Source organism: Rhodopirellula halodulae (assembly GCF_020966775.1).
GTDB lineage: Bacteria > Planctomycetota > Planctomycetia > Pirellulales > Pirellulaceae > Rhodopirellula > Rhodopirellula halodulae.
The window spans coordinates 230382-253867 of record NZ_JAJKFV010000011.1 but is presented as its reverse complement, the minus strand read 5'-3'; the positions used below and the strand labels follow the sequence as shown (position 1 = coordinate 253867).

Below are 23486 nucleotides of genomic sequence, written 5' to 3'. Positions count from 1 at the left end.
GCGGTCAGCTGACTTCACGACCAACCCGATGCGCGGGTCAGCTGTTGGCGACGGCTTCGGTTTCTTCCGCAGTCTCTTCTGCTTCGGGTTCCAGCGGGGCGATGAATCCTCCCGCGGACAAGACCTTTTGTTTGATCTCATCGGAGACATCGGGGTTCTCGATCAAGAAGTTACGCGCCTTCTCCTTGCCTTGTCCCAGATAAGTGTCGCCGTACTTGAACCAAGAACCACTGCGGTTGATGACTTTGTTCTCGGTTCCCAGATCCAACAAGTCGCCTTCGTAACTGATGCCGTTGGAGTGCATCATGTCGAACTCGGCGATGCGGAACGGGGGCGCGACCTTGTTCTTCACGATCTTTGCTTTGACGCGTTGACCGACTTGTTCCTCACCATCTTTCAAGCTGCCGATCCGACGCACATCGATTCGGCACGAGCAATAGAACTTGAGTGCCCGACCGCCGGGTGTGGTTTCCGGGCTACCGAACATCACGCCGACCTTTTCGCGAATTTGGTTGATGAAAATCACGGCCGATTTGCTTTTCGCGATCGCACCGGTCAGCTTCCTCATCGATTGGCTCATCAAGCGAGCTTGCAGGCCCACGTGGCTGTCGCCAATCTCGCCTTCGAGTTCCGCCTTGGGAACCAAAGCCGCGACCGAGTCAACGATAATGACGTCGACCGCATTGGATTTGACCAGCATCTCACAGATCTGCATCGCTTCTTCGCCGCTGCCCGGTTGGCTGACCAGCAAGCTGTCCAGTTCCACGCCGAGCTTCTTCGCCCAACTCGGATCGAACGCGTGCTCGGCATCGATGATGGCTGCGATGCCGCCGGCCTTTTGGGCCTCCGCACCAATGTGGAGTGCCAGCGTCGTTTTACCGGACGACTCGGGACCGAACACTTCGATGATCCGACCGCGAGGGATGCCCTGTCCACCGAGTGCCATGTCGAGGCTGAGACTGCCTGTTGAGATGCAGTCGATCGTCAGCTTCTGAGAAGCACCCAAGGGCATGATGGCCCCATCACCAAATGACTTCTCGATTTGCTGCAACGTGGTCTTCAGTCCGGGTTCTTTCTCCAAGATGGTTTTCATCCCGGGATCCAGCTTCACGCCCTTGGCTTGTGCAGCGGTTGCTGTGCGAGGTTTCTTCGCCATGTCCTGATTCCTTTATTCCCTGAACAACGTTTGAATTCTGTTTCGATACTCGTTTTGAATTCCCAATCCGACCTTTCCAATGTCCTGCTGAACTGAAGCGAGAGGGACACCGCGATCCTTGTGAATGCAAGGTCGATCGTATCGCGGCAGCGTGTCTCGGCAATGAAAGCCAGACACCTTTTCCACGACACGGGACGGGTTGAGAACAAGACCGCGAGAAGTGGTCTTGCCGTCACACGAGTAGTATTCGGTGCCGGCGTGACACGTTTGGTCACGGCATCGCAGCGGCCCTAGCAAGCGACAGCTAAACGCACCGTTTTCTCGCTATTTCAAACGATTCAGCGCAATCGAGCGAGTCACGATGCGAGCTGGTTCGGAGCAGAAGTCGTCCTGTCTGGCGAAACTTTGGTGCGAAACACCCACCCGCCGCCGAGGAGCAATCCCACGCAAGCGATCTGTCCCAGTGCGATGATTACGGGGTGGGTTGCGCGGAGTCGATCCATCCAGTGACGCAAATGAGCGGGTTCACTTTTCTCCAGCGAAACGATCCGATCTGAGATGGACACTTGGGCAGAGATCCCCTTTAGTGGGGTGTGTGCAGAAGGCCATTCCGACACGTGTTCCCAACCGTTCGCGGTGCGACGCCATCCGACCGGTGGCACCGACCGTGGACCAATGGAAATTCGCTCTTCTGAAGTTGCCGCAGTGCGTTCACGAGACGCGGCTTCTCGGTCTGCCGCGTCGACCGATGGTGTGCTTGCCATCAAGGTTGTGCTCGAGACAGACGTTGTTTGCGGATTCGCTGGTGGAGGCGTTGCGGGAACTGAGCCCGACATGCCGCTGACCGCATTGATCACACCAAGCAGACCCGCCAAACAAGCGGTGCGGCGAAGGCGACGCCAATAGAAAGAGGCGTCGACCGCTTCAACGGCCGTGGGCCAACCAAGGAGGCTCGAGCGACAACGCGCAAACGACCCACGCAGCGCCCAGGCGCACTTTCGGATTGGATGGTGACGATGACGAACGAATTCCATGGTCCGCATCCATGCACGCGGCAGACCACGGTGAGCGTCGGCCAGTGTTTGTCCTCTTAAGTGCTGTTCTCAAAGAGGTTTGCATGCTTCACCGCACTCCAGGATCGACCGAAGGGCCGTGGAGCACACGCAACATGGGTTGCCAAATCACAACGCATGGGGAGCGATGACGACGTCTGAAATTTCAGATCCGCGGGTGACGGCACAATCGCTAGGACCGGCAAAGGCTCACAGCGAAAGTTGAACATCCGCCGAGCAACCAACCAGGAATCCATGGAGCAAAGTCCAGAAGTGGATTTGTGTCCTAAGTTTGATTTGCCTTCGGAATCGAAACCGCATGATGCTCCTACATGCGGAGGCCAACCACACCATTGACCCACGAGACAAGATCGATGCCAACCGTCGCTGAAAGCACCAACCTGGAAGATGTTTTCCATGTCGACATTCTGCCTGCCCTGCCCCACAGCGCCATCAGCTTGTTGCAACTGTCCCAGAAAGAAGAAGCGGGACCGGCGGACTTCGCCAAACCAATTGAAGCGGACCCCGGCTTGATGGGCCAGGTTCTGCGTTTTGTGAACTCGTCTTACTTCGGGTTCAGCCGCGAAATCATGAGCGTGCCTCAAGCGATCACCTTGGTTGGGTCTCGCGCGATCGTGAACTTCGCACTTTGGAACGCCGTCTTCAGCGTGATCCCCAATCCCAAGTTTGGTCCGTTCGATTTGAAGGCACTTTGGCAAGACTCGCTGCGTCGAGCGATCTTTGCCCGAAAGATGGGACGCGTTCTTCGTTTGGAGGATTCCGAAGACCTGTTCGCGGGAGCCTTGTTGCAGGACATGGCCATCCCGTTGTTGCTGAAAGAACTGCCCACCGAATACGAAGCCCTCGTCGAAAAACGCGCCGCCGAAGGCAAGCGGCTCAGTGGTTTGGAAAAGGAAATGTTCGGTTGGAATCACGCTGATGCCGCCGCCGTTTTGGCCACACGTTGGAACTTGCCCGAGGAATTCGTGTCCCTGATCGCTCAGCACACCGAAATGGAACAGTTGCTGGAATTGGGCAAGCCAGCTCGCGGCGCAGCTTGCGTGGCACTCGCGTCGTTGTTGCCTTCGTGCAGTGAAGAGGAATGGCACGAGAAAGACAAATTCCAAAGCGCTTGCGAGCGTTTGACCGGCATGAACATTGAACAGCTGACGGATTGTTTGAACGAGGTCGATGAGCAAACCGCGGAGTTCGCACCGTTGCTAAAATTGCCGATTCCTGAACAGACGATCGTAAGCTTCATCAAAACCGAGTGACCGAATTTGGACGTTGCACGAATCGCACGATGCTGGTTTCCAGACGCGGCATCGCTCGAAATCGATTCGTGGAACTCAGGGTTCAGCGGCGGGCGAGTCTATCGTGTTCGACCCGCCGCCCAACCCTTTTGCTTCGCGCTCAAGGCGTTGCCTGCGCTGTCGCCTCCGCCTCGCTGGCATGCCTTTGCCCACCAGTTGAAAGACTCTTTGGCGAAGCAAGCGAGCAAGGCCGCCAGTCCAACTTGGTTCGATTCATCGCACGAGCAACCTGAGCCGCTGCTGGATGGTGTTTCTAACACGCACGGGTTGCTGCCCTCGCCTCTGGTCACGTCGGACGGTCGTTACTTCGTTAACGATGCATCCTTTCGTTGGCAGTGTTCGCCGTGGGTCGCCGGGCGACCGTGTGATGACGAGGAGGCGGCTGCGTTTCCCGCTGATCCGTCGCCAAACAGCGAAACGCTGATTCGTCTTGGGGCCGAAGCCATCGCGGCGGCCCATGCATGCTTGCTGGATCTGCCATCACCTGCGGGTCACGATGCAGCGGAATCGACGTTCCCGACAACGGCGGCCATGCTGCCGCGTTGTTTGCGAGATCGTGCTGAACGCTTGCGTTCGATCCGTTCGTGGTTGATGTCGCCGATGGTTTCGAAGTTGCCCGGCACGACGGCGGAGTGGTCAGCTTTGTTGGCCAGGGCGATCCAAGAAGAAGTGTCTGCGGCAACGTTCGGCCGCACGCCTGATCGGATGGAAGAGTTGGCAAACCAGATGTCACGCGCAACCGAAGTGTTGCGGCGACATGCCGCCACCGTTCACCCGCGATTGGAATCGGAGCTCAGCACGTATTGCGAGATGCACTCCGTTCATTCTTCGAATGATGAACCGTCGCCGTGGCGATCGAGTTGGGTGCTAAGAGATGTGCATCGCGAACATGTGTTTTTCGACGAGGGCCGGACTCGAGTCACCGGCATCATCGACCATGATTCGATGGACTGGGATCTACCGATCATGGACTTGGCTCGTTGGGCAGGCAGCTTTCCGGCGCAATTGGAAACGGTGCAATTGGAAACGGCGGCCGATGGTGCCGTCCACAGCGTTCGCCTGGCCTGGGCCGTGCGGGCCTACGCTCATCAGTGCGAGGCACGGTGGGAGCAAAAGCGGACGGAACATGATTTGATGCCATTCAGCTCAACGAAAATGGCGGATCACACGCAACAGGGCCCATTTCGATTGCAGAGCCCTTCACCCGAGGAAGTCGCACTGGGCGACAGTTTGATGCGTATCAACGCTTGGGTGAGCTTGGCGAACTGGGTGGAGTGGATCGGGCTGCGTCGGCGAGTGTTTCACGCCTCGCCCAAACGGCTGGGAGCACGAATTTCCGGCTTGATCGATTCAGTTTGCCACTTTTGCTAAGCTACGGGACTCATTTCGGTCGAACGATGGGGTTCGATGCCTCTTCATCTCATTGCATTGTCTCGTCGGAGGTTGATTTCGATGGATCGCTATTCGGAACCTCGAGTTATTCGCAGCCTAGGGCTGTTCTTCCCCGCGTTCCTGACGACGCTGCTGGTCGCCTTGGTTGTGGTGCCTGCGCGTGCGGACAAGCCGGATGTGACGGGGTTGTTCTCGGACTTTTCGCTCGACGATTTCGACTCCGCCACCAATGCATTGCAGACCGACGATCCGGCGGATCTGACTGCGAGCTATCGACCCGGCGCGAACGAAGGTGAAATCGAAATTCGCGTCGACGTCACGTTGCAACCCAAGTGGCATCTCTATTCCACCACTCAGCCCAAAGGCGGTCCGAAACCAACGAAGTTGAGTTTGGCTGATTCGCAATCGGTCTCCATCGCCGGCGAATGGAAGAGCGACCGTGAACCCCTGCGAAGCGTCTCGCAAGACTTCGGCGGGATCACCGTGGAAGAGTTCGAAGACAAAGTCACCTTCACCGCCACCGCGAAGCTGACCGATCAAACCACCTCAATCAGCGAACTAGGCGATCTAGAAATTCGCGTCGATGCGCTCGCCTGCATGACGGGCGGTGCGTGTATGCCCGTTAAAGAAACACTCACGGCAAAGTTCGTTGGTGAAACGAAGGCTGGAAATTCGCCGGTCATGGTTTCCGCGAACGCCAAAGATCCGGCTAGTTTGAAAGCACATCCGGTCAACCTGAAGAAAACCTTTCGCGACGAAGACTACGTGGTGCGATGGGAAGCCATCAACCTGACGCCCAATTTGCAACCGGGACAAACTGGGTTGCTTCGCTTCACCGCGATTCCGGATGCTGGCTATCACGTTTACACCTCCGCCGTGGACGACGAGCAATCCAAGACAAATTTCGTTGTCAGCGAGAAGTCAGGATTGATGGTCGGTGCTCCACAAACGAAGTCCGCGCCGATCGACTATGACCTGTTGCCCGGTGTGACTTATCACAAAGGCAACGTGACTTGGACGTTGCCCGTTGCCATCCCAAGCGATGCTGAGGCCGGTGAGCACAAGTTGGTCGGCGGAATCGCTTATCAAGCCTGCACGGATGACAGTTGCCAGCAACCCAAAGCGTTTGAATTTCAAACGGTCGTGAATGTGGTCGAAGAGGCGACCGCATCGGACTCGCCCGTTGTGATGCAAGTCGCCGCGAAAAAACGCGTGCTGGTGCTGGATGACGCGGCCACGATTCAGTGGGTTGATCCGCAGGCGAATGCTGCGTTGAACGCCCAATCCCAACCAAAAACCGATGCTCTACCATCGGCGACCGAACCGGCACAGGCCATCGCGGATGCTGGTGATGCATCTCAATCGGAAGAAGCGATCGCTGCGGCGACGACAAAAGCTGCGGCTGAAGTTGCGGATGCGTCGGTCGGACCAGACGCCGAAGAGATGCAGAAAAGCAACGGCTTTGGAGCCACGTTGTTATTCGCTTTTATCGGCGGTGTGATCTTGAACTTCATGCCGTGCGTGTTGCCCGTTGTGGGCTTGAAGGTGATGAGCTTTGTCCAGCAGGCAGGCGAAGATCGCAAGCGAATCTTCTTGCTGAACTTGGTCTACGCGGTCGGCATCTTGTCTGTCTTTGCCGTGTTGACGGCACTGGCGGTGGCGTTGTCGTTCAACTGGGGGCAGCAATTCACTTACTTCCCCGTGCGTTTGGGACTGACGTTGTTGATGTTCGCGATGGCGCTGAGCTACTTGGGCGTGTGGGAGATTCCCGTGCCCGGGATGGCCGCGGGCAAGACGTCGCAATCTTTGCAGCAACGGGAAGGCTACACGGGAGCCTACTTCAAAGGTGTTTTCGCGACCGTCTTGGCGACGCCATGCAGCGGACCGCTGTTGGGCGGCATCTTGGGTTTGACGTTTGCTTTGACCAGTCTGCAAACCACGGCGGTGATCATGACGGTCGGCATCGGCATGGCATTGCCCTATCTGCTGATTGGAATTTGGCCTGCTTTGGTGGCTTGGTTGCCCAAACCGGGAACGTGGATGGAAACGTTGAAGGAGTTCTTGGCGTTCCTGTTCCTTGGAACGGTGGCGTTCTTCTTCAATCAGTTCAGTGATGATCACAAGCTGCCAGTGTTCGTAGCGTTGATCGGTGTTTGGTTCGGTTGTTGGATGATTGGCAAAGTTCCCAACTGGGGAAGTTTGACCTCGCGTTTGTACGCTTGGGCTGGTGGCGTGGTTTCGGCGGTTGTCATTGGTGTCGCCGCGTTCAGTTGGTTAGGCCCCGCGCCGGAACCTGCCGAGGGCGTGAAGACGATTGCTTGGCAGCCTTACGACGAGGCCAAGTTGCAGCAACTGCAAGCCGAAGGACGCACGGTCATGATTGACTTCACTGCCAAATGGTGCGTGAACTGCATCGTGAACTACAACGTCGCGCTCAACACCGAGCCGACTCGTCAGTTGATCGAAGAGTTGGATGCGGTGCCAATGCTGGCCGACTGGACCGATCAAGACGAAGAGATTGAAGCCAAGCTGAAAGAGCTTCAAAGCCGTTCGATTCCTATCCTTGCGATCTATCCCGGCAAGTCGCCCGAAGAGCCGATCGTGCTGCGAGACTTGGTGTCGCAACAAATGGTGTTGGATGCATTGAAGGAAGCCGGCCCGAGTCAAACGACGGGTGCGTCCAAGCTTGCACGTCAGCCCGCGAAGCAATCATCGCCATCCGGCGCGGAAGCGGCCATGGCCAGTGTGGGCATGGCGTCTCGGTGATCTCGCAGGCGGATGACACGATCGCAGCCATTGCTTCGCCGGTGACCCCGGCGATTCGCGGCATCGTGCGACTGTCTGGGTTTGATTGCATGGACGTGCTGCGGCGAATGGGGTTGTTGAATGACGACCCGTTGCCATCGCGATCTTTTCGGACGTCGCGCTCGTTGGATCTCGGCCAACCGCTCGGCGAAATCGAGGTGGATCTGTTGGTGTGGCCAACAGGCTGCAGCTACACGGGGCAACCGTCCGCCGAGTTGCATTTGATTGGTTCCCTGCCGCTGCTGCAATCGAGCTTGGACCGAGCGATTGAAGCGGGAGCCCGTCCGGCACAACCGGGCGAATTCACCATGCGTTCTTTCTTGGCAGGACGTTTGGATCTGACCCAAGCGGAAGCGGTCTTGGGAGTGATCGAAGCGGAAGATCGCGGGACGTTGGATCAGGCGCTCTCGCAGTTGGCAGGCAATCTTTCGCGTCCGTTGCAAGAAGCCCGGTCGACGTTGTTGGATTTGATCGCTGACGTGGAAGCTGGGTTGGACTTCGTCGATGAAGACATTGAGTTCATCTCGGACGAGGCACTGGTGCAGCGTCTGGCACAGCTTTGTGATCAGCTCAACACGACTCGGGATCAAATGAATGAACGAGGCGGCGGATCCGAAGCCATTCGCGTGATCCTGCGAGGCTTGCCCAACGCGGGTAAGAGCCGTTTGTTGAACGCGTTGACGCGATCCGAATCCGCGATTGTGACAAATCAAGCCGGGACGACGCGAGACTTGGTGACCGTTGAATTGGTCGTTCGCGGTCAACGGTTTTTGCTGATTGACACCGCCGGAATCGAGACGCGTGAGGACACTGACCCGGAAGCGACGATCTCGGCCGAGGCACAGCAACAAGCGACCGAAGCGGCACAAAACGCTGACGTGCATTTATGGTGCATTGACGCGTCAGGCGATCCGAGCTTTGCCGAGTTGAAGCAATCGGGCTTGTCGATCGAAACTGCAAAACAGTCAGCCGAGCTGATTTGTGTGGCCACGAAACGAGATTTGTTGCCGAGCGATTGGAAGGCGGAAGCGATCCAAGCCGACTTGGCGGTCAGCAGCGAATCTGGATTCGGTTTGGACATGTTGCTTGATCGGTTACATTCCTTTGCCGAAACGCGAGACGCTGGCGAGACGGGGAACGTCATCGGTACCGCGGCACGCTGCCGAGAGTCGCTCGCATCCGCCACGCAGCATTTGCAGCAGGCGATTGTGTGGACGGAGCAATCGGCTGGTCACGAATTGGTCGCGGCGGAAATGCGATTGGCCGTGGAGGCGATCGGTGAGGTCACCGGGCAGGTTTATACCGATGACATTTTGGATCGAGTGTTTGGCCGGTTCTGTATCGGGAAGTGACGGCTGGTCGGGTGCCTATGATGGGATGCGTCCCAGTAGGTCCGGTTCCACCGGACGCACCGCAACCGTAGGTCCGGTTCCACCGGACGCACTCGTCTCCTGCGGCCTGCGTCATGGTGCGACCGCCTGTTGTGCGACAAATTTCTTTTGACTTTGGAACGGAAAAATGAGCGAACGAGCTGTATTGGCGGGGGGATGTTTTTGGGGAATGCAGGACTTGATTCGCAAGCTCCCCGGCATCGAGAAAACCCGCGTGGGTTACACCGGTGGCGAAGTCCCCAATGCCACGTACCGCAACCACGGCAACCATGCCGAAGGGATCGAGATCTTTTTCGATCCCGAGCAAATCAGCTATCGGCGGTTGCTGGAGTTCTTCTTTCAAATCCACGACCCGACAACGCCCAACCGTCAGGGCAACGACCGAGGCCCGTCCTATCGCTCAGCGATCTACTATGTCGATGAGACGCAAAAGCAAACGGCTCTGGATACGATCGCCGATGTGAATGTGTCGGGGTTATGGCCCGGGAAAGTGGTCACCGAGGTCGAACCGGTGAGTGACTTTTGGGAAGCCGAGCCCGAGCATCAGGATTACTTGGAGCGATATCCCGACGGGTACACGTGTCACTTCGCTCGTCCCGATTGGGTGTTGCCCAAACGAGCCGCCGCCGAGTGACCGGCGTCGTGGCTTGCTTGGACCGGTGACGTGAATCGACGCCCGGCGACTATTCTTCTTCGCCGGGGGATGCGGTGGGGTCGTCAACCGGAGCGAGCGTCGCTTCCAGTTCCATTTCTTCGCCACCGCGAATGATCTTGAATGATTGCTTGGATCCAACCGGTTGACGCTCAATGGCGTCCCGCAGATCAATCGGTTTGTGAACCGGCTGGCCCGCGAATTCGGTGATGACGTCCAGTTGTTTCAGGCCAGCACGGTCCGCGGCACTGTTGCGAATGATCTCGTAGACCAGCACGCCAAGCCCTTCGGGCAAGCGAACTTTCTTGGCAATTTTGGCGGTCAGCTCCGCGGTCGTGATACCAAGCGTCGAGCGACGCACGGTGCCATACTTTGCCAGCTCTCGAGCCAACCATTTGGCTTGGTCAATTGGAATTGCAAACCCGATGCCTTGGTAACTTCCGTTGCGAGTCGCGATGGCGGTGTTGATCGCGACCACGTTGCCGTCCAGGTCGACCAAAGGGCCGCCGGAGTTGCCTGGATTGATCGCCGCATCGGTCTGCAGCAAACGGCTCCGTCGGATCTGTTTCAGAATACGGTTTTTCGCGCTGATGATGCCCGCACTCACTGTGGCTTCCAGTTTAAAAGGGCTGCCGATCGCCAGCACCCAATCACCGATGTCCAGCGTCGTTGAATCGCCGTATTGGGCGACGGTCAAAGGTTCATCGGAAGTCACCTGAAGCACCGCGATATCGCTGGCTGGATCGCCATGCACTTTTTCGGCCACAAGTTCGGTTTCGTCTGGGAATTGGATGGTTACTTTCTTCGCATTGTTGATCACGTGATTGTTTGTCATCACCCAGTATTGATTGGAGCTTTCCAATGCATCGTCATCGCTCGCGTCGTGAAACGGATTGATGATCACCCCCGAACCCAGGCCCGTCAGCTCATACTTGCCATCTTCAAATTCCCTCGGTGGCGACGGTTGAACTTGTTCATTCGGAAGGTCCTCTTGGAAATCATCTGATCCATCTTGCGAATCGGACGACGCATTGTTCGAGGACGTGTCGTTTTGGCCGTAGGAGGAAACGGTGACGACGGAAGGAGTGGCTTGGCGAGCCGCATCACGAAAGGCTTTGGAAAGTGTCCGGGCACTCACCTGTGCGGCATCGTCAGCATGAAGGCGACTTGCGTGATGGAGTCCGAAGGTCAATCCAAGCAGCATCACAATCAATGCGGCGGGCCAACCACAATGACTTTGGAAGGAGTGACCGTGGAAGCAATAACGGTGGCAACGCGGACGGTGACAGCGGGTGGAGATGTCAGCAACGAGAGTTGAACGTGAAGTCATGATGCGCGGAGAGAATTCCAAGGGGGACAGCTCAGCAGAATGAACCAATGTACCGCGCGGACGGCATTTCTGAATCCTTCACCGTGCTGCGAATCCTTCGTGGCATGCCGTGAGGGAGAACTTCGTGCCAGGACAATTGCGAGTCGCTGGTTGAGCTCCCCTGAGGCGGTGAGATGGGAGATGTCAATTTTTGGGTGAGTGGGACGTTCAGGATGACTTTGCGGCAAGCGATGGTGAGAAGAGATTAGAATGTCGCCGGAGGAGTCGAACTTACGCTCTGCCGCATTGCTTCACGGAGGGATCTGGGTACTCTAATGAGGAATGATGGCGGAATCAGCTCCTCTCTTCGGCGAGTCTACATCCTTGTCTCTTTATCCTGCCATGACCGATGTCCACAGCCAAACGTCCGAGATCGATCCTCCCTCTGACGAAGAGGTTCAACGGTTGATCCATGCGGCGATCTCGGCGCGAGACCATGCCTATGCACCGCACAGTCATTTCTATGTGGGTGCCGCACTGCTGACCCATGACGGTCGGATTGTGGAAGGCTGCAACGTTGAGAACGCCAGTTATTCGCTGACACAGTGTGCGGAGCGAACAGCGGTCTGCACGGCGGTCGCGGGTGGTTACCGAATGTTCCACGCGGTTGCAATTGCCAGCATCGGTGGTGCGATGCCCTGCGGTGCCTGTCGCCAGGTCTTGGCTGAGTTTGGTTCCGATTTGTTCGTCTACACGATTGACGTGATCGACGGTGATCAACAAATGCGTCGTCTTTCTGAGTTGCTGCCTGACGCCTTTTCGACGTCAGACATTCCGAACCGCTGATCGATTGCGTCTTCGACTCTGGCGTGACGCAACGAGAACGTGCTTGAGACCACGCAGAAGTGTCCAGGACAATTTTGAAAAGTCTGCACTGGTTCGGCTGACTTTCTCAAGCGACCAATTCATTCACCTTGCCGTCGCTGTCCGCGAATTGTTCGGTTTGCACGTCGAGTTGCTGCAGCATCGTGACGAACAAATTTGACAGCGGTCGATCTTCGTGCGAGATCTCTTGTTGCCACGGTTCTCGCCCGCCGTCCCATGCTCCGCCCTGCGGGTTGGCTCCGGCAAAGTTCAGATACTTGCCATGTTGGAGACCCATGTTCTTGCCACCGGCCAGCACCAACGGATAGTTTCTCGAAAGGTGGAAAGCGCTGGACGCGGAACCGTACAGCAACATGGTATTGTCGAGCATCGATCCGGTTCCGGCGGGTTCGGCGGTCTCTTTCAATCGCGTGAGGAAACGGGCGAACTCTTCGTTCAGAAAATGGCAGTAGATGCCGAAGTTTTTCCAGCCACCGGGGTTCTTGGTTTCATGTGACAAAGCGTGCGAGAGATTGAATCCAACCGCACGTGCCAAGTGATCGCTGATTCCGACACCGTTTTCACGTCCAATTTGATAGGTCGCCACACGAGTCGAATCGGTCCGAAACGCGAGGTAGATCAACTCGAACATGGTCTGCAGATACTGACGTGGTTCGTCCGGAGTGACGTTCAAATTCAGATGGTCTGCATCGACGGTTGGCAGTGGCGTGTTGAGCCAGTGTTTGGCCTTTTCAACCTTGATCTCCGCTTCGCGAACGGAGTCCAAGTATTCGTCCAGGCTGGATTGGTCATTGGCCGACAGTGTTTTGCGAAGTGCCTTGGCATCGGCCAACAGATCATCCAATGCACTTTGGCTGAGTGCCAAACGTTGAGCGGCGTTGTTGTCGCTTTTGACAAACAACATGTCGAAGATCCGCTTGGGGCGATTCTCCGCTGGGATCGGGCGTCCATTGCGATTGAACGACAGCGTGTGCGTCCCACGCGGCGTCCCGGTGCCTCCGTCGGTGGACATCACCAACGACGAGTAACGTGTTTGGTTACCAACATGTTCCGCAACGATTTGGTCCAGCGAAATGTTGTTCTCGTAGGGACCGTTGGATCCGGTGTCGGCTGCCGTCAAGAATTGATCGGCATTGGAGTGACCATGAACGCTGCGTGACTTGGGATGGGAGAACCCGGACAGCACACTGAGGTCCTCTCGCAACGATTCAAAGGGCGTCATGCACTGAGTGAATGTGAACTCCGATCCGCCGCCATGCGGAAACCAAGACCAATCTTGGTGAGCGGGGTCTTCGGCCAAAGGCATCGGAACGCCATCGGGAAAGTAGAAACACGCCAGACGTTTAGGATTGCTGACAGTTTCCGTGCCGAACGCTGAATTAGGGCGTGCACACTCCAGCCACGGCAAGGCGAGAGCGACCCCGGTACCGCGAAGAAAGCGACGGCGATCCAATCGGTTCAGTGGCGATGTCATGGCAGAATCCTTCGGACGTTTCGTTGGCAATTCGGATGGCGTGAAGGTGGGGCGATTGAATCAGTTGGATTGAAACAGATCGCTGGTGGCGACTTGTTGAACCATCGTCGACAAGCCGTCGCCGCGTTTGCGGACTTCGGCTGTGATCTGGTCGATGTGGGCATGGTCCGCGAATGTGAGGGGGCGACCCAGCCCATAGGTTGCGAGCTTGTGGACCAGCGCGCGGACAAACTGGTCTTGTCGCTCACTGAGTAGGTATCGCTTCAAGCCATCGATACCCGCGAGTTCTTGTTGATTGAACAACGTGGCCGATGCGACGACGGGTTTGTCGTTGATCTTGGTTCGCCAGCGACCCACCGAGTCGTAGTTTTCAAACGCGATGCCCCAAGGATCGATTTTGGAATGGCATGACATGCACGCCGGATGGTTGCGGTGATCAGCCATGCGTTCGATCAGCGTCATCTCCGCGATTCGCGGATCGGCAAGGTCAATTTCAGGAACGGCCGGTGGGGGCGGCGGTGGCGGATCATTCAGGATGCTTTCGAGCAACCAAACGCCACGCTTCAGCGGGTGTGAATCCGCGCCGGCGGAGTTCATTGCCAACAGGCCAGCTTGCGTCAACAAACCGCCTCGTCGTGGATCGGATCCAATGGGGACACGGCGAAAATGGTTGCCATGCACGGTGTTCCATCCGTAGTGCCGTGCGAGTCGTTCGTTCAACATCGCGAATTCGGCGTGAATGAATTGCAACACGCTTTCGTCCTGTTGCAGCAACTCGTGGAAGAAAGCGATGGGTTCTTCCTGCATGGCTTCTTTCAATGGCGTGTTCAGTCTTGGTGTGGTTTCCTTGATGTTGAGGAAATCCAGTAACTGCATGTCCAACCATTGGTGCACGAACTGCTCGCTGAGACGTCGCGATTTGGGGTCTGCCAGCATGCGTTGCACTTGTTCCCGAAGGACGTCTGGTTCTTGCAACGCTCCGGTGCTAGCCAGAGTCAGCAGTTCATCATCTGGAATGCTGCACCACAAAAACAAAGACAATCGCGTTGCTAGTTCGTGCGGTGTCAGCTTGGGTGACGATGCCATCGCCGTTTGCGAATCGGAATCCGTGGACGGTGACTTCGTCCGCACGACGTACAAGAAGTGAGGCGACGCCAGTACGGTCGATAGCACCTCTAAGACGGCCTCTTCCATTGAACCGCAATGCGGACGCAGCGTGCGGAAGAGCTGTTCTTTGCGACGCAGTTCTTCGGGTGTGGGAGGACGACGCCACGCTTTCCGCATGAAGGCAGCCAGAACTTCGCTGACGTAGCGGGTTTCGTTTTCGCGGTGTGGGCTATCAAAGAAAATTCGCGTGTGCGATTCGGGAGGCCACTGCGTGATCACCGGGGCGACGATTTCAACATGGTCAATTTGAACGGCTTGATCCGAAACCGAACTGTTGACGAACCGAATGTATTCCGAAGGGTTGGGCATCTTTCCCATCGGGGAGGTTTTTCGGACGGAGTTGCGTGGGTAGATGTCGCCCAGCTGAAACTCAAATTCGTAGATCTCCGGTGCGTCCACGGTAGCGGTGATGGGAATGTCGGCGTCGCTGACTCGCATGTCGGCCCGGCCTTCGTTGCTGGCACGCCAGCCAAATTCCAATTGCAGACTCGGCGGAAACGAATCGGCGGCTTGCCCGTCCTTGAGCACACGTGCGGCTCGGACACGCACTCGCATGACGCCGGTGTCGGGAATTTGGTTGCCCAGTTCGACGATCAATCGGCGACTGCGTGCTCCCGGCAGAATGGCCACATGGTCAAAGTCCGGCGGCATGACCGTGGGAGCCTCTTCGGGGGCGAAGGAATAACGAGCCCCTTGATAAGCCCAGCTCGTCGGGACATTGGCTCCGGTTTTTAGATTGCGATAGTGAGTTTGGTTGGTTGGCCGAAGAAAGCTGGCTCGCATTTCTTCTATTTTGGCTCGCTGCTTTTCGGGATCGTCCTTCAGCTTTTCAGCGGCTTGGTCCACGGAGGCTTGTTGTTGCTTCCAATCAATTTGGCTGGCGTCCCGCATGCTGATGCTCCAGTGAAGCGGTGCGGGGCGTTCCTCCAAAGCGATCGCGCGACGCAGAGCTTGGCGAGCGAGCGTTTGGTAGGTTTCAAGTTGCTTCACCGACATGTGAAGCATCTCGGAGCTGTTTTGGAAACCATCGTCGGAGTGAGCTTCCGGCGGGAGATCACCGGCAAATTGGTTGGGCAGACCGAGCAAGTCTTGCAGTGCGTAGTTGGTTTCGTATCGCGTCAGCCTGCGAAACGACGAGTGCCCACCGGTGGCTCGACGGAACATGGAGGCCGTTTGAACTTCGCCCGACAACCACTCGACGATGGTTCGGCGATCGGCGTCGTCCATTTCCATGTCTTCGGGCGGTGGCATCTCGCCGTTGTTCAGCACCGCCAACACTTCCACCCACCAATCGACATCGTCTCCTTCCAGCAGATTGGGATCCAAGGATTCGATGGAGATGTTGCCTTCCGTGTTGTCATCGTTGTGGCAGTCGATGCAGGATGCTTCCAAGATCGGAGCAATGGTTTCCTGAAACGTGGCCAGGTCAGCTTCCGGGGTCTCGGTCGGCGTCGAACGCGAGGTTGGGTGCAAGTACTTCGATTGACGAGCACCTTCAGTTTTCAGTTCCTGCAGAGTCGGTGCGGACGCCGGAGACTTCTCGACCGCCAAAGCGGGCATCGCCCCAAGCGAGCAACATCCGAGTAGCACAAATCGGACAAGCGCATTCACTGGGAATGGTTTGGCAGGCATGAGGCGGGGGGAGAAAGGCGGGAGGATGGAGCGTCCGCATGCCTTGGAACATGCGGAGGAAAAGCAAAAGGCGGGGACTTTCTTTCGCTCGATCCGGTGCAACCATTATGGCTGGTGGGGATCACGGTTTCAATCCGAGCGTTGGAGGTCCGCGGCCGCGGTTTTTTGCAAACTTTGGCCGTCCCACCAAGTCGCGGGGCGTCCCCAACGGGCGGGGTTTTCGGGCGGGGTTTTGTTGATGCCGAGCCGGATGCCTGGATTCAATCGAACCAACCGTGAAGTTGCCAATCCGCAGGTTGGTTCAAGTCGCGAAAAATCCACCACCGCGTCCCGTCTTGAAGCTCCACCCGAAAGTAATCTCGGCGGATCATGGGGCCCTGCCACCACCGCGTTTCGATCCGTTCCGGGCCCCAGTGTTGACGCACGTCCCAAACGCGACCGCGGAATCGGAATCGCGGTGGGAATTGGTTTTCGGGAACCGGCTCTTTGCCGTGACTCAGGGGCGTGATTCGTTGGGGCGATGTGTGCAATTGCAGCGGGCGGCGGCCGGCATCCGTTGCGGTGGGCACACCCGCACGATGCCCGGTTCGCGGAAGAGGTGAATCCGGTGGCTGATTTCCCGAACGTGGTTTGGAACGGTTTCGTTTGGGCCGAGCGGTTGCCAGTTTGCGACCGCGGGATTGTGTCAGCGGGAATTCCGTCACCGCATTTTCAGGCAGCGGGTCACGGTTGATGCGAACACCACGCACAGCGTCCTCGCCCAGACGCCCGCTCAACGAATCGATCAATCTCGCGACGTCGGTTTGCCGCGTCCAATCGGTTTGGGCATCGTTTTCGAAACCGGGACCGAAGATGGAAGGTTGCGTGCTCGCCAACGGAGCGTCTTGCAAGACACCGATTCGAAGATGCGAAACTTTGGATGCAATGTGGTGAGATTCAAAAGCTCCGATCATCAAGTTGCTGAGGTGATTCAGATCCAACGTGGGCGAGAACAATCCCGATTCCAAAGTCACCGGCGGTGATTCCGTGAACTCGACTTGGCATCGCAAACGCAAAACGCCGCGGTTGAGTGGACGCAGGTTTTGCGTGGCGGAATCAATCAGCCGAATGATGCGATCTCGAAGGAGGTCGACCGCGTCGGTGGGATATTCCAGTTCCAGTTCAGCCGCGTGCTCGGTCGGCAAGTCGATTGCCAAGATGGGTTCGTCGATCTCCCCCAGTGCTTGAGCGATTCGTTGGCACAGTCCATGACCGATGCGGGTCGCCAATCCGTTGCGTGGTAATCGCAGCAGTGAACCAACGGTATCGATTCCCAATCGATGCAGTGTTTCCACGTCGGTGGGATTCAAACGCAACGCCGAGGGCGGCAGCGTTTGCAATGCTTCGTGGGTGCGTTCCGGTGGTGCCACGAAGAAGTCGAACGAAGGGGCGTTTTGATCGGACACGTCCGGTTTGCGAGAATGCGAAGGGGCATGATTGGCCAGTGCCCACGCGGCTCCTAGTGTGCTGGCAATGGCCAGTCGTGCCCGCAGTCCACGTCGTTGAAGGATGCTGGCCGCGGCGGCCAAAAGATCGGTTTCGTTGCCGAACAGATGCGTGACGCTTTGAATCTCCGCAACCAAGGCTTCGGGATCATGGCGAAAACGACCTGACCATTTGAAACGGTCCAACGTTTCGGTCGCGATTTGTGGGCAGAGGTGATGTTGCAGTTCGGTGGCGAGCGAATGCAACGCCCGTCGGTCGGCCACTCGGTTGTGTTCGTCGATCGTAGCGTGTTCGGCAGTGGCAGCACGTGCGTTGGTTGTGTCTGACGCGTGGTTGCTGGTCGGCTTTGTAACATGGTGTTTTGGTTGACCAGGCGACGTGGCTTGTGAGCTGGTCAGATCGACGGCTTGTGCGATCGGCATCCCCAAACGCACTCCGAGGCGCGCCGCCTTGGCACAACTGGCGGCAACGATGCGTCCGCGACGTGGGTCTTGGTGCCACAGGATCAGAGGCGGGCTATCCCGCGCGACGGCGACGGTCGCGTCGTTCGTTGCTTCGGGAGTTTGCGTTTCGTTGGGTTTGGCTGTTGTCTCGGCGAGTCGACGTTGGATGGGCCAATTGGGCAGCCAGATGCACAGCAGCCTTTTCATGAGTGTTTGCCGTGGATGTGTCTGCGGAGTCGGAGGTCCCCACGAGTGTGGAAGTGGTGGGTTGAGAGGAAACTGTGGTGGACGATGCGGCAAGGAATGGACGTGAATCCAAATTGTGAATGGCCGCGTCAGGAGTCAGAGCCAAAAAGGCTTGGCGAGTCACGTTGCCTTTGGCATGAGGCAGACTGACATGAGTGACCCGAAGGTCGCGGGAACGTTTGAGATTGATCGGCGGCAAAGCGGAACGCGGATGAGCGAGCGGAACAATTTGCTCGGGCGCCGCGGGCACCGAACGGACGTGCCAACGAACGGAAGCAAACGAAGGCCGCTTTCCCGCGGAAGCCGTGCGAACGAACAGTCCAGGTGTTTGTCCGGTTTCCGCCGCGAGTTGCAATCGTCTCGCGTCTCGATCGTCCAGGTTCCATGGCAACATGGACCACACCGCGGCCACGGAACCACATCGCAAAGATTGGTCGAGGGTCCACACCGCGTCGCGGCGATTGGTCACTCGACACCAAACGATTCGTTCAGCGGGAATGCCGCAAGCAATTGCGGCGGGAGCGTAGAAGTGCCCGCCCGGATCCACCACGATCAAGGGGCCGTTGTGCGTGGTGGGCCCACGGTGCGTGAAGGTTGACGAGCGATGAGGCGGTGAGCGATGTGGCAATGAGTTGTGATGGGCTCCCATCAGTTTCGCGGCCGCGATCAGCGACAACGTGCCCGCCCCACCGGCTTCGGTTTCGGAGATCCATTCATTGATCGTGCCGCGGCGCATGCCGCCGTCGGGCAACCAAGAATCCAACACGTTGGATCCGGTCGAAAAGCAATCGATCGATTCGGAGGAGGCCAGCGGGTCCGAGATGGCTTGGGTTTGCCGACGAAGCTTTTGCAGCAGTGCTTCGCGGGTCAGCGATGCGGGTTCGTCTTCCGTAGTGACTTTTTCCGCAGCGACTTTCTCCGCCGTGACCTCTGCTGCGGGGGTGGACGAAATGGCTTCTTCGGGAACCGTCTGCGGGACGGCAAAGCGTGTCTCTTTGTGACGACGTTTGGGTTTTGCGGTTACAGTGGAAGAACCGATTGGGGGAGCGACCATCGGGCGGGCAATGGCAGGTTCCTCCCAAAACGCGAAGGTTTGCTGCTGAGGAGTTCGATCCAAAGCATGGGCGCCCAAGACACCCGAATTGGCGGCCTGACGTTTCGAAGCGTGATCGTTGGGGGTGGAAATGCTGTTTGGCATCGTCTTGTTGCCTGCCTCATTTGGTCAGTCCTTTGATCCTAGCAAACATTTGCTAGCAAATCCCTTTTTTGTCAGATTTCCCTCTCGCTGATTTCCCGATGCTTCAGAAAATTCGCTGGTCGTTGTCGTTGATCGCCGTTTTGGTCGTCGTCATCGTGGCCTTCCAAAACCAAGATGCGGTGCCGCTGACCATCCTCTTTTTCAGTGGCGAATACCCACTGACATTGCTGTTGTTGGGATGTTCGGGAGTCAGCTTTGTGCTGGGATGTTTGATGACCGCATGGCGAATTCGAAGTCGCCACAAGGCTCAGTCAGCACGCGACTCCAAAGCCAAAACGGAATCGAACGCGAAAGCCAAGAAGGAAGACACTTCCGCCAAAGCAGCGTCCCCCCCGAGCAAGAAAAAAGGGCTCGGGAACAACCGTTCCGCGGAAGAGTCCATCGGCATCGATCAGGAAGCGACCTGAACGTTGTCCGTGGCAGCGTCAAAGTCGTTGGCTTTCTGACGCGAAGCGGCCCGGCGACGTGCCACCAGATCGTGGCGATGTAAAACGGCTTGAGCCAAATCACCGATGCGTTGAATGGGACGCTGAGTGGTGCCGCGGTGAGCGGCGAGCTGTTCACGGCCTTCGCGAATCAATTCGGCGAGGGCCAGCAACGAGGTGCCCGAATCGTCGGTGCGGCCGGAGTCATTCGAAGAGGCTGACGATGGCTTTGAAGCGGAGGATGCCGCCGGTTCCGATGCAGTGACTGCGGAAGCCGGGACGACCACGGGAGAAACCGGTGCGATGGCGTCGAAAAGGGACAGCTGAGTCATTCGAAAAACCTTCGTCAGTGGGGCGGGAGGCCGAGAGGACGTGGGGGTCACGTCTCACTGAAAAGATTGTTCGCCAGGCCTGTGACACGTTTGGTCACAGCCGAAAGTCGACCGTTTGTGACGGTTGAAAGGATTGTCCTTTTAGGGGGTGCTCGAATTCCCCGTGTCGTCGCAAAACGTTTGCTATGAAGGATTTGGGAAACTAATGTGACCCAAGCTTGTGAGTGATGGCGGAGACTCCATTGGCATTTCCGCGAATCACCCGGCTTTGGATGACGCACCGTTTTGTCGGTGCCATCGCTTTCCTAAACGCATGGCCGAGGTAGCCAACGCTGCAATGCGGGCACCCACGGATGATCACGCGTTTTGGAAAGCGGGTCGACATTCGTCGTCGTCTTCTCCTCCCTTTGAATCCCTTTTCCTCACTCCGCCTGAGATTGCTCAGTTGGACGACTTTGTCTGTCCATGATCGATCGAAATTGGCGATGCCAACCCGGACGTTCCCTTGCTCTGGAAACCCACTACTTCCACGTCCAACCGAGTCTCGATGCGCCGCGGCGCGTTGACGTTGGCTGCCACTGGTTCCTTGGCGTTGTCTTTAGCGTTCGCTTGTGTGGTGACGGAGACGATCCAACTGTTGTTGGTGTTGTCATCGGTGAGCGGTGCGACCATCAGCGTTTTGAATGCCGTGGTTGCAACGACGCTGGTGATCGGAATCAGCCTCTTCGTGTTTCCGCTGTTTGCACGTGCGTTCGGCGTTCGAGTGAAGCATCGGTATCCCGCGATCGCACGCCGGAAATTGCAGCTTTCGAATCTGGCGGTTGAGCGACGTTTCTTGCGAGCCAGCTTGATCGCCCTGGCGATGTTCCCATTGCAAACCAGCCTCGCGCACTCCGTGTCACTGCGTGCGTCCGTGCGAGAAGGCTTGGCACCTTGGTTGTCGCCGTGGTGGATGTTCGGACTGGCGGTTGTGGCTTTGGTTGCCGGTGGTCTGATTCACTGGCAAATGCCTCACCTGTATCGGCAAGCTCGATTTGATTCGTTGCTCAACGGTTTGCGTCACTACCCTCGTGGTGTGGCGCTTCGCAGCTTCATCGCTCAGTGGGACAACCCCAGCCGGAACATTTATGAATCATGCCGGGTCAGCCGCCGCATCGCGTGGGCCTATCGATCCGCCTTGTTGATCTCCGCCGCCTGCTTTTCCGCGGCCGGATGTTTGCTGGCTCGAGTCGAATTGCCGTGGATGCTGGACGAACTTGTTACGGCGATTTCCATCGCGGCCGTGTTGGCTCTGTGGCCCACCGCCGGACGAATGGTCGTGTGGAGCGGTCTGGTTTTGGATCCGATTTGCGGCGATCCAGACGAATTCGACGAGTACGAATGAGCCCGATCGGATGAATGCCTGCTGACGGGTGTGCTGGCGGGTGAACGCTCGCTCGGTCCGCTACAATGGTTTCTGTCGATGCCGCGAGAGGAACCTACACGTTGGACTGGACCGGGAGACGATCGGTTGGAATTCCTGGAAATCGAATGGTGCACACCGCTGTATCAAGAAGCTCTTGATCTACGGCATCGCGTGCTGCGCGAACCGCTGGGACTGAAGTTGACGGCGGAAGAATTGGACGGCGAATACGCTGACCTGCACTTTGGATTGCGAAACGGTTCCGACCAGCTCGCCGCGGTGATTTCCGCGAAACCGCTGACCTCCAGTTCGGTGAAGTTGCGTCAGATGGCGGTGGACCCTGAGTGCCAAGGAACCGGGGTCGGCAAGCAACTGTTGCAGAAGGTCGAAGAAGCCCTGAAGGAACGCGGCTATCAACAGTTCCATTTGCACGCTCGAGAAACCGCCATCGGGTTCTACGAGAAAGCGGGCTACACGCAGGTGGGAGAAACCTTCACGGAAATTTCTTTACCACACCGCAAAATGGTGAAGCCGTATGACGACGCCTAAACGCTCGGCCGAGGACGTGGCATCGCAGTTGATGAACGAGTGCGGCGCTGGTTTCTTGGGGACCGTTTCCGTCCGATCGGATTGGCCGACCGTCTCTGCGGAATCACCGGCGAAGGATCCACCTGTGACATCCGCGTCGCTGGACGATGTGGTTCCGTATGTCTCATTGGTGTCGGTGGCTCGAGTTGGGGCGGCGTCGGTGGCGATGTTGCTGAGCCGTTTGGCGGTGCATACCCAAAACCTGGCGCGGTCGTCGGCGGTGTCGCTCTTGCTGTGCGAATCGACATTGTCAGGGATCGACCCCATGAGTTCCGGACGTGCGACCTTGATCGGGGAACTGCAACCTTTGTCGCATGATGAGGAGATGAATGCGCGAGAAGTTTTCTTGCGGCGTCATCCCAATTCGCGAATGGTGGCGGACTTCTCCGATTTCGCGTTTTATGTTCTACGGGTCAACGTATGCCACGTCATCGCGGGATTAGGGCGGATCGAGACTGTTCCGGCGTCACGACTGCACGGACGAGTTGGCTAGAATGGGGAGGCGGCAGGAACGTTGGCGGTGTTCTTCCCGTGCGATGAAGTCTCGTTTCTTTTCTACTGTTTACCCTGCTGTCGTCGTTCCATCGATTCCATCTTGTCTTTCCATCTCGAGAACGCTGCTTCATGAGTTCCCCATCGTTTCCCTCGCCTTCGGAGGATTTCCCCGAGGGGCAACCGCCGCCTGAAAAACTGTCCAATTTTCAAATCGCGAATCCGCCGGACGCGAATCAGTTGGCTCAGTTCGTGACGACGATCAAGAACGCTGAACAGCAAGTCGGGGAGAATATCATCGGAGCCCTGCGTTACCCTGGTTGCGTTGCGGTGCTGACCACCGCGGTGCTGGGACCCGACGGACAACAGCGAGTGGTTTCGATGACGCTGGACGAAGACCGAATGGCGCAGGTCCAAGAGATCCTGCAGGCTTCGGTTGAAGAACGCGAAGACGAACAACCCTGTTACGGATTTCATTGTCTGGTCAAGAACAAAGGTGGCGAAGCCGCTTCGGACAACGCAACGTCATACAACACAACTTCAGACAACGCAACGTCGCAGAACAAAACGAACGATCCTTCGTGAGT

Annotated in this window: 18 protein-coding genes; 11 read left to right on the top strand and 7 right to left on the bottom strand. The window is 57.3% G+C overall.

The window, feature by feature from the left end; genetic code table 11:
* Window positions 1-37: 37 nt before the first annotated feature.
* Window positions 38-1156, bottom strand: coding sequence for a recombinase RecA (gene recA, locus LOC70_RS09525; RefSeq protein ID WP_315857230.1), 1119 nt, complete (start codon window positions 1154-1156; stop codon window positions 38-40).
* A 1426-nt stretch (window positions 1157-2582) separates the two neighbouring features.
* Between recA and LOC70_RS09520 the strand changes: the two genes are divergently transcribed.
* The 5 genes from LOC70_RS09520 (at window position 2583) to msrA (ending at window position 9743) form a co-directional block, all read left to right on the top strand.
* Window positions 2583-3482, top strand: coding sequence for an HDOD domain-containing protein (locus LOC70_RS09520; RefSeq protein ID WP_230253375.1), 900 nt, complete (start codon window positions 2583-2585; stop codon window positions 3480-3482).
* 207 nt (window positions 3483-3689) lie between these two features.
* The gene (locus LOC70_RS09515; protein ID WP_390889022.1) at window positions 3690-4892 is read left to right on the top strand and encodes a phosphotransferase; all 1203 of its coding nucleotides are present in this window, start codon (window positions 3690-3692) and stop codon (window positions 4890-4892) included.
* A 72-nt stretch (window positions 4893-4964) separates the two neighbouring features.
* Window positions 4965-7679, top strand: coding sequence for a protein-disulfide reductase DsbD family protein (locus LOC70_RS09510; protein WP_390889029.1), 2715 nt, complete (start codon window positions 4965-4967; stop codon window positions 7677-7679).
* Window positions 7676-9070 (top strand): tRNA modification GTPase, encoded by a 1395-nt coding sequence (locus LOC70_RS09505; protein ID WP_230253372.1) that lies wholly within the window; start codon window positions 7676-7678, stop codon window positions 9068-9070. The genes LOC70_RS09510 and LOC70_RS09505 overlap by 4 nt, the downstream gene beginning before the upstream one ends.
* Before the next feature lie 166 nt (window positions 9071-9236).
* Complete coding sequence (gene msrA / locus LOC70_RS09500; protein WP_255715850.1) at window positions 9237-9743, top strand: peptide-methionine (S)-S-oxide reductase MsrA; 507 nt, start codon at window positions 9237-9239, stop codon at window positions 9741-9743.
* Between the two features lie 49 nt (window positions 9744-9792).
* Here the strand turns inward: msrA and LOC70_RS09495 are convergent, their stop codons facing one another.
* Window positions 9793-11091, bottom strand: a complete 1299-nt coding sequence (locus LOC70_RS09495; protein WP_230253371.1) for a S1C family serine protease — start codon at window positions 11089-11091, stop codon at window positions 9793-9795.
* Window positions 11092-11472: 381 nt separating this feature from the next.
* Here LOC70_RS09495 and LOC70_RS09490 point away from each other — a divergent pair, with 381 nt between their 5' ends.
* Window positions 11473-11916, top strand: coding sequence for a cytidine deaminase (locus LOC70_RS09490; RefSeq protein WP_230253640.1), 444 nt, complete (start codon window positions 11473-11475; stop codon window positions 11914-11916).
* 106 nt (window positions 11917-12022) lie between these two features.
* On the opposite strand, the gene LOC70_RS09485 is transcribed toward LOC70_RS09490, so the two are convergent.
* The 4 genes from LOC70_RS09485 to LOC70_RS09470 all read right to left on the bottom strand — a co-directional run bounded on the left by LOC70_RS09485 (window position 12023) and on the right by LOC70_RS09470 (window position 19600).
* Complete coding sequence (locus LOC70_RS09485) at window positions 12023-13429, bottom strand: DUF1552 domain-containing protein (RefSeq protein WP_230253370.1); 1407 nt, start codon at window positions 13427-13429, stop codon at window positions 12023-12025.
* Window positions 13430-13489: 60 nt separating this feature from the next.
* Entirely contained in the window at window positions 13490-16228 is a 2739-nt protein-coding gene (locus LOC70_RS09480) for a DUF1592 domain-containing protein (RefSeq protein ID WP_390889021.1), read from the bottom strand.
* A 260-nt stretch (window positions 16229-16488) separates the two neighbouring features.
* Entirely contained in the window at window positions 16489-18135 is a 1647-nt protein-coding gene (locus LOC70_RS09475; protein ID WP_230253639.1) for a DNA polymerase Y family protein, read from the bottom strand.
* A 94-nt stretch (window positions 18136-18229) separates the two neighbouring features.
* Entirely contained in the window at window positions 18230-19600 is a 1371-nt protein-coding gene (locus LOC70_RS09470; protein ID WP_230253368.1) for an ImuA family protein, read from the bottom strand.
* A 98-nt stretch (window positions 19601-19698) separates the two neighbouring features.
* On the opposite strand from LOC70_RS09470, the gene LOC70_RS09465 reads away from it, so the two are divergent.
* Window positions 19699-20067: a LapA family protein gene (locus LOC70_RS09465; protein ID WP_230253367.1), complete on the top strand. Its 369-nt coding sequence runs from the start codon at window positions 19699-19701 to the stop codon at window positions 20065-20067.
* Here LOC70_RS09465 and LOC70_RS09460 read toward each other — a convergent pair.
* Window positions 20052-20417, bottom strand: coding sequence for a hypothetical protein (locus tag LOC70_RS09460; protein ID WP_230253366.1), 366 nt, complete (start codon window positions 20415-20417; stop codon window positions 20052-20054). The genes LOC70_RS09465 and LOC70_RS09460 overlap by 16 nt on opposite strands.
* A 547-nt stretch (window positions 20418-20964) precedes the next feature.
* Here LOC70_RS09460 and LOC70_RS09455 point away from each other — a divergent pair.
* The 4 genes from LOC70_RS09455 to LOC70_RS09440 all read left to right on the top strand — a co-directional run bounded on the left by LOC70_RS09455 (window position 20965) and on the right by LOC70_RS09440 (window position 23484).
* A complete protein-coding gene (locus tag LOC70_RS09455) occupies window positions 20965-21801 on the top strand; it encodes a hypothetical protein (protein WP_230253365.1) in 837 nt (278 codons plus the stop codon).
* Window positions 21802-21927: 126 nt separating this feature from the next.
* On the top strand, window positions 21928-22368 hold the full coding sequence (locus tag LOC70_RS09450) for a GNAT family N-acetyltransferase (protein WP_306796875.1): 441 nt from the start codon (window positions 21928-21930) through the stop codon (window positions 22366-22368).
* Window positions 22355-22900, top strand: coding sequence for a CREG family protein (locus tag LOC70_RS09445; protein ID WP_230253363.1), 546 nt, complete (start codon window positions 22355-22357; stop codon window positions 22898-22900). Before LOC70_RS09450 ends, LOC70_RS09445 begins: the two co-directional genes overlap by 14 nt.
* A 131-nt stretch (window positions 22901-23031) precedes the next feature.
* Window positions 23032-23484 carry a hypothetical protein gene (locus LOC70_RS09440; RefSeq protein ID WP_230253362.1) on the top strand — a complete coding sequence of 151 codons (453 nt, stop codon included), beginning with the start codon at window positions 23032-23034 and terminating at the stop codon, window positions 23482-23484.
* Window positions 23485-23486 lie beyond the last annotated feature (2 nt).

Excerpts from the sequence above, each read along its gene's own strand:
- LOC70_RS09485 (WP_230253370.1), bottom strand. The coding sequence starts at position 13,429 with ATGACATCGCCACTGAACCGATTGGATCGCCGTCGCTTTCTTCGCGGT.
- msrA (WP_255715850.1), top strand. The coding sequence starts at position 9,237 with ATGAGCGAACGAGCTGTATTGGCGGGGGGATGTTTTTGGGGAATGCAG.
- LOC70_RS09465 (WP_230253367.1), top strand. The coding sequence starts at position 19,699 with ATGCTTCAGAAAATTCGCTGGTCGTTGTCGTTGATCGCCGTTTTGGTC.
- LOC70_RS09445 (WP_230253363.1), top strand. The coding sequence starts at position 22,355 with ATGACGACGCCTAAACGCTCGGCCGAGGACGTGGCATCGCAGTTGATG.
- LOC70_RS09490 (WP_230253640.1), top strand. The coding sequence starts at position 11,473 with ATGACCGATGTCCACAGCCAAACGTCCGAGATCGATCCTCCCTCTGAC.
- LOC70_RS09495 (WP_230253371.1), bottom strand. The coding sequence starts at position 11,091 with ATGACTTCACGTTCAACTCTCGTTGCTGACATCTCCACCCGCTGTCAC.
- LOC70_RS09440 (WP_230253362.1), top strand. The coding sequence starts at position 23,032 with ATGAGTTCCCCATCGTTTCCCTCGCCTTCGGAGGATTTCCCCGAGGGG.
- LOC70_RS09470 (WP_230253368.1), bottom strand. The coding sequence starts at position 19,600 with ATGCCAAACAGCATTTCCACCCCCAACGATCACGCTTCGAAACGTCAG.
- LOC70_RS09455 (WP_230253365.1), top strand. The coding sequence starts at position 20,965 with ATGCGCCGCGGCGCGTTGACGTTGGCTGCCACTGGTTCCTTGGCGTTG.
- recA (WP_315857230.1), bottom strand. The coding sequence starts at position 1,156 with ATGGCGAAGAAACCTCGCACAGCAACCGCTGCACAAGCCAAGGGCGTG.
- LOC70_RS09460 (WP_230253366.1), bottom strand. The coding sequence starts at position 20,417 with ATGACTCAGCTGTCCCTTTTCGACGCCATCGCACCGGTTTCTCCCGTG.
- LOC70_RS09480 (WP_390889021.1), bottom strand. The coding sequence starts at position 16,228 with ATGCCTGCCAAACCATTCCCAGTGAATGCGCTTGTCCGATTTGTGCTA.
- LOC70_RS09475 (WP_230253639.1), bottom strand. The coding sequence starts at position 18,135 with ATGCCGATCGCACAAGCCGTCGATCTGACCAGCTCACAAGCCACGTCG.
- LOC70_RS09520 (WP_230253375.1), top strand. The coding sequence starts at position 2,583 with ATGCCAACCGTCGCTGAAAGCACCAACCTGGAAGATGTTTTCCATGTC.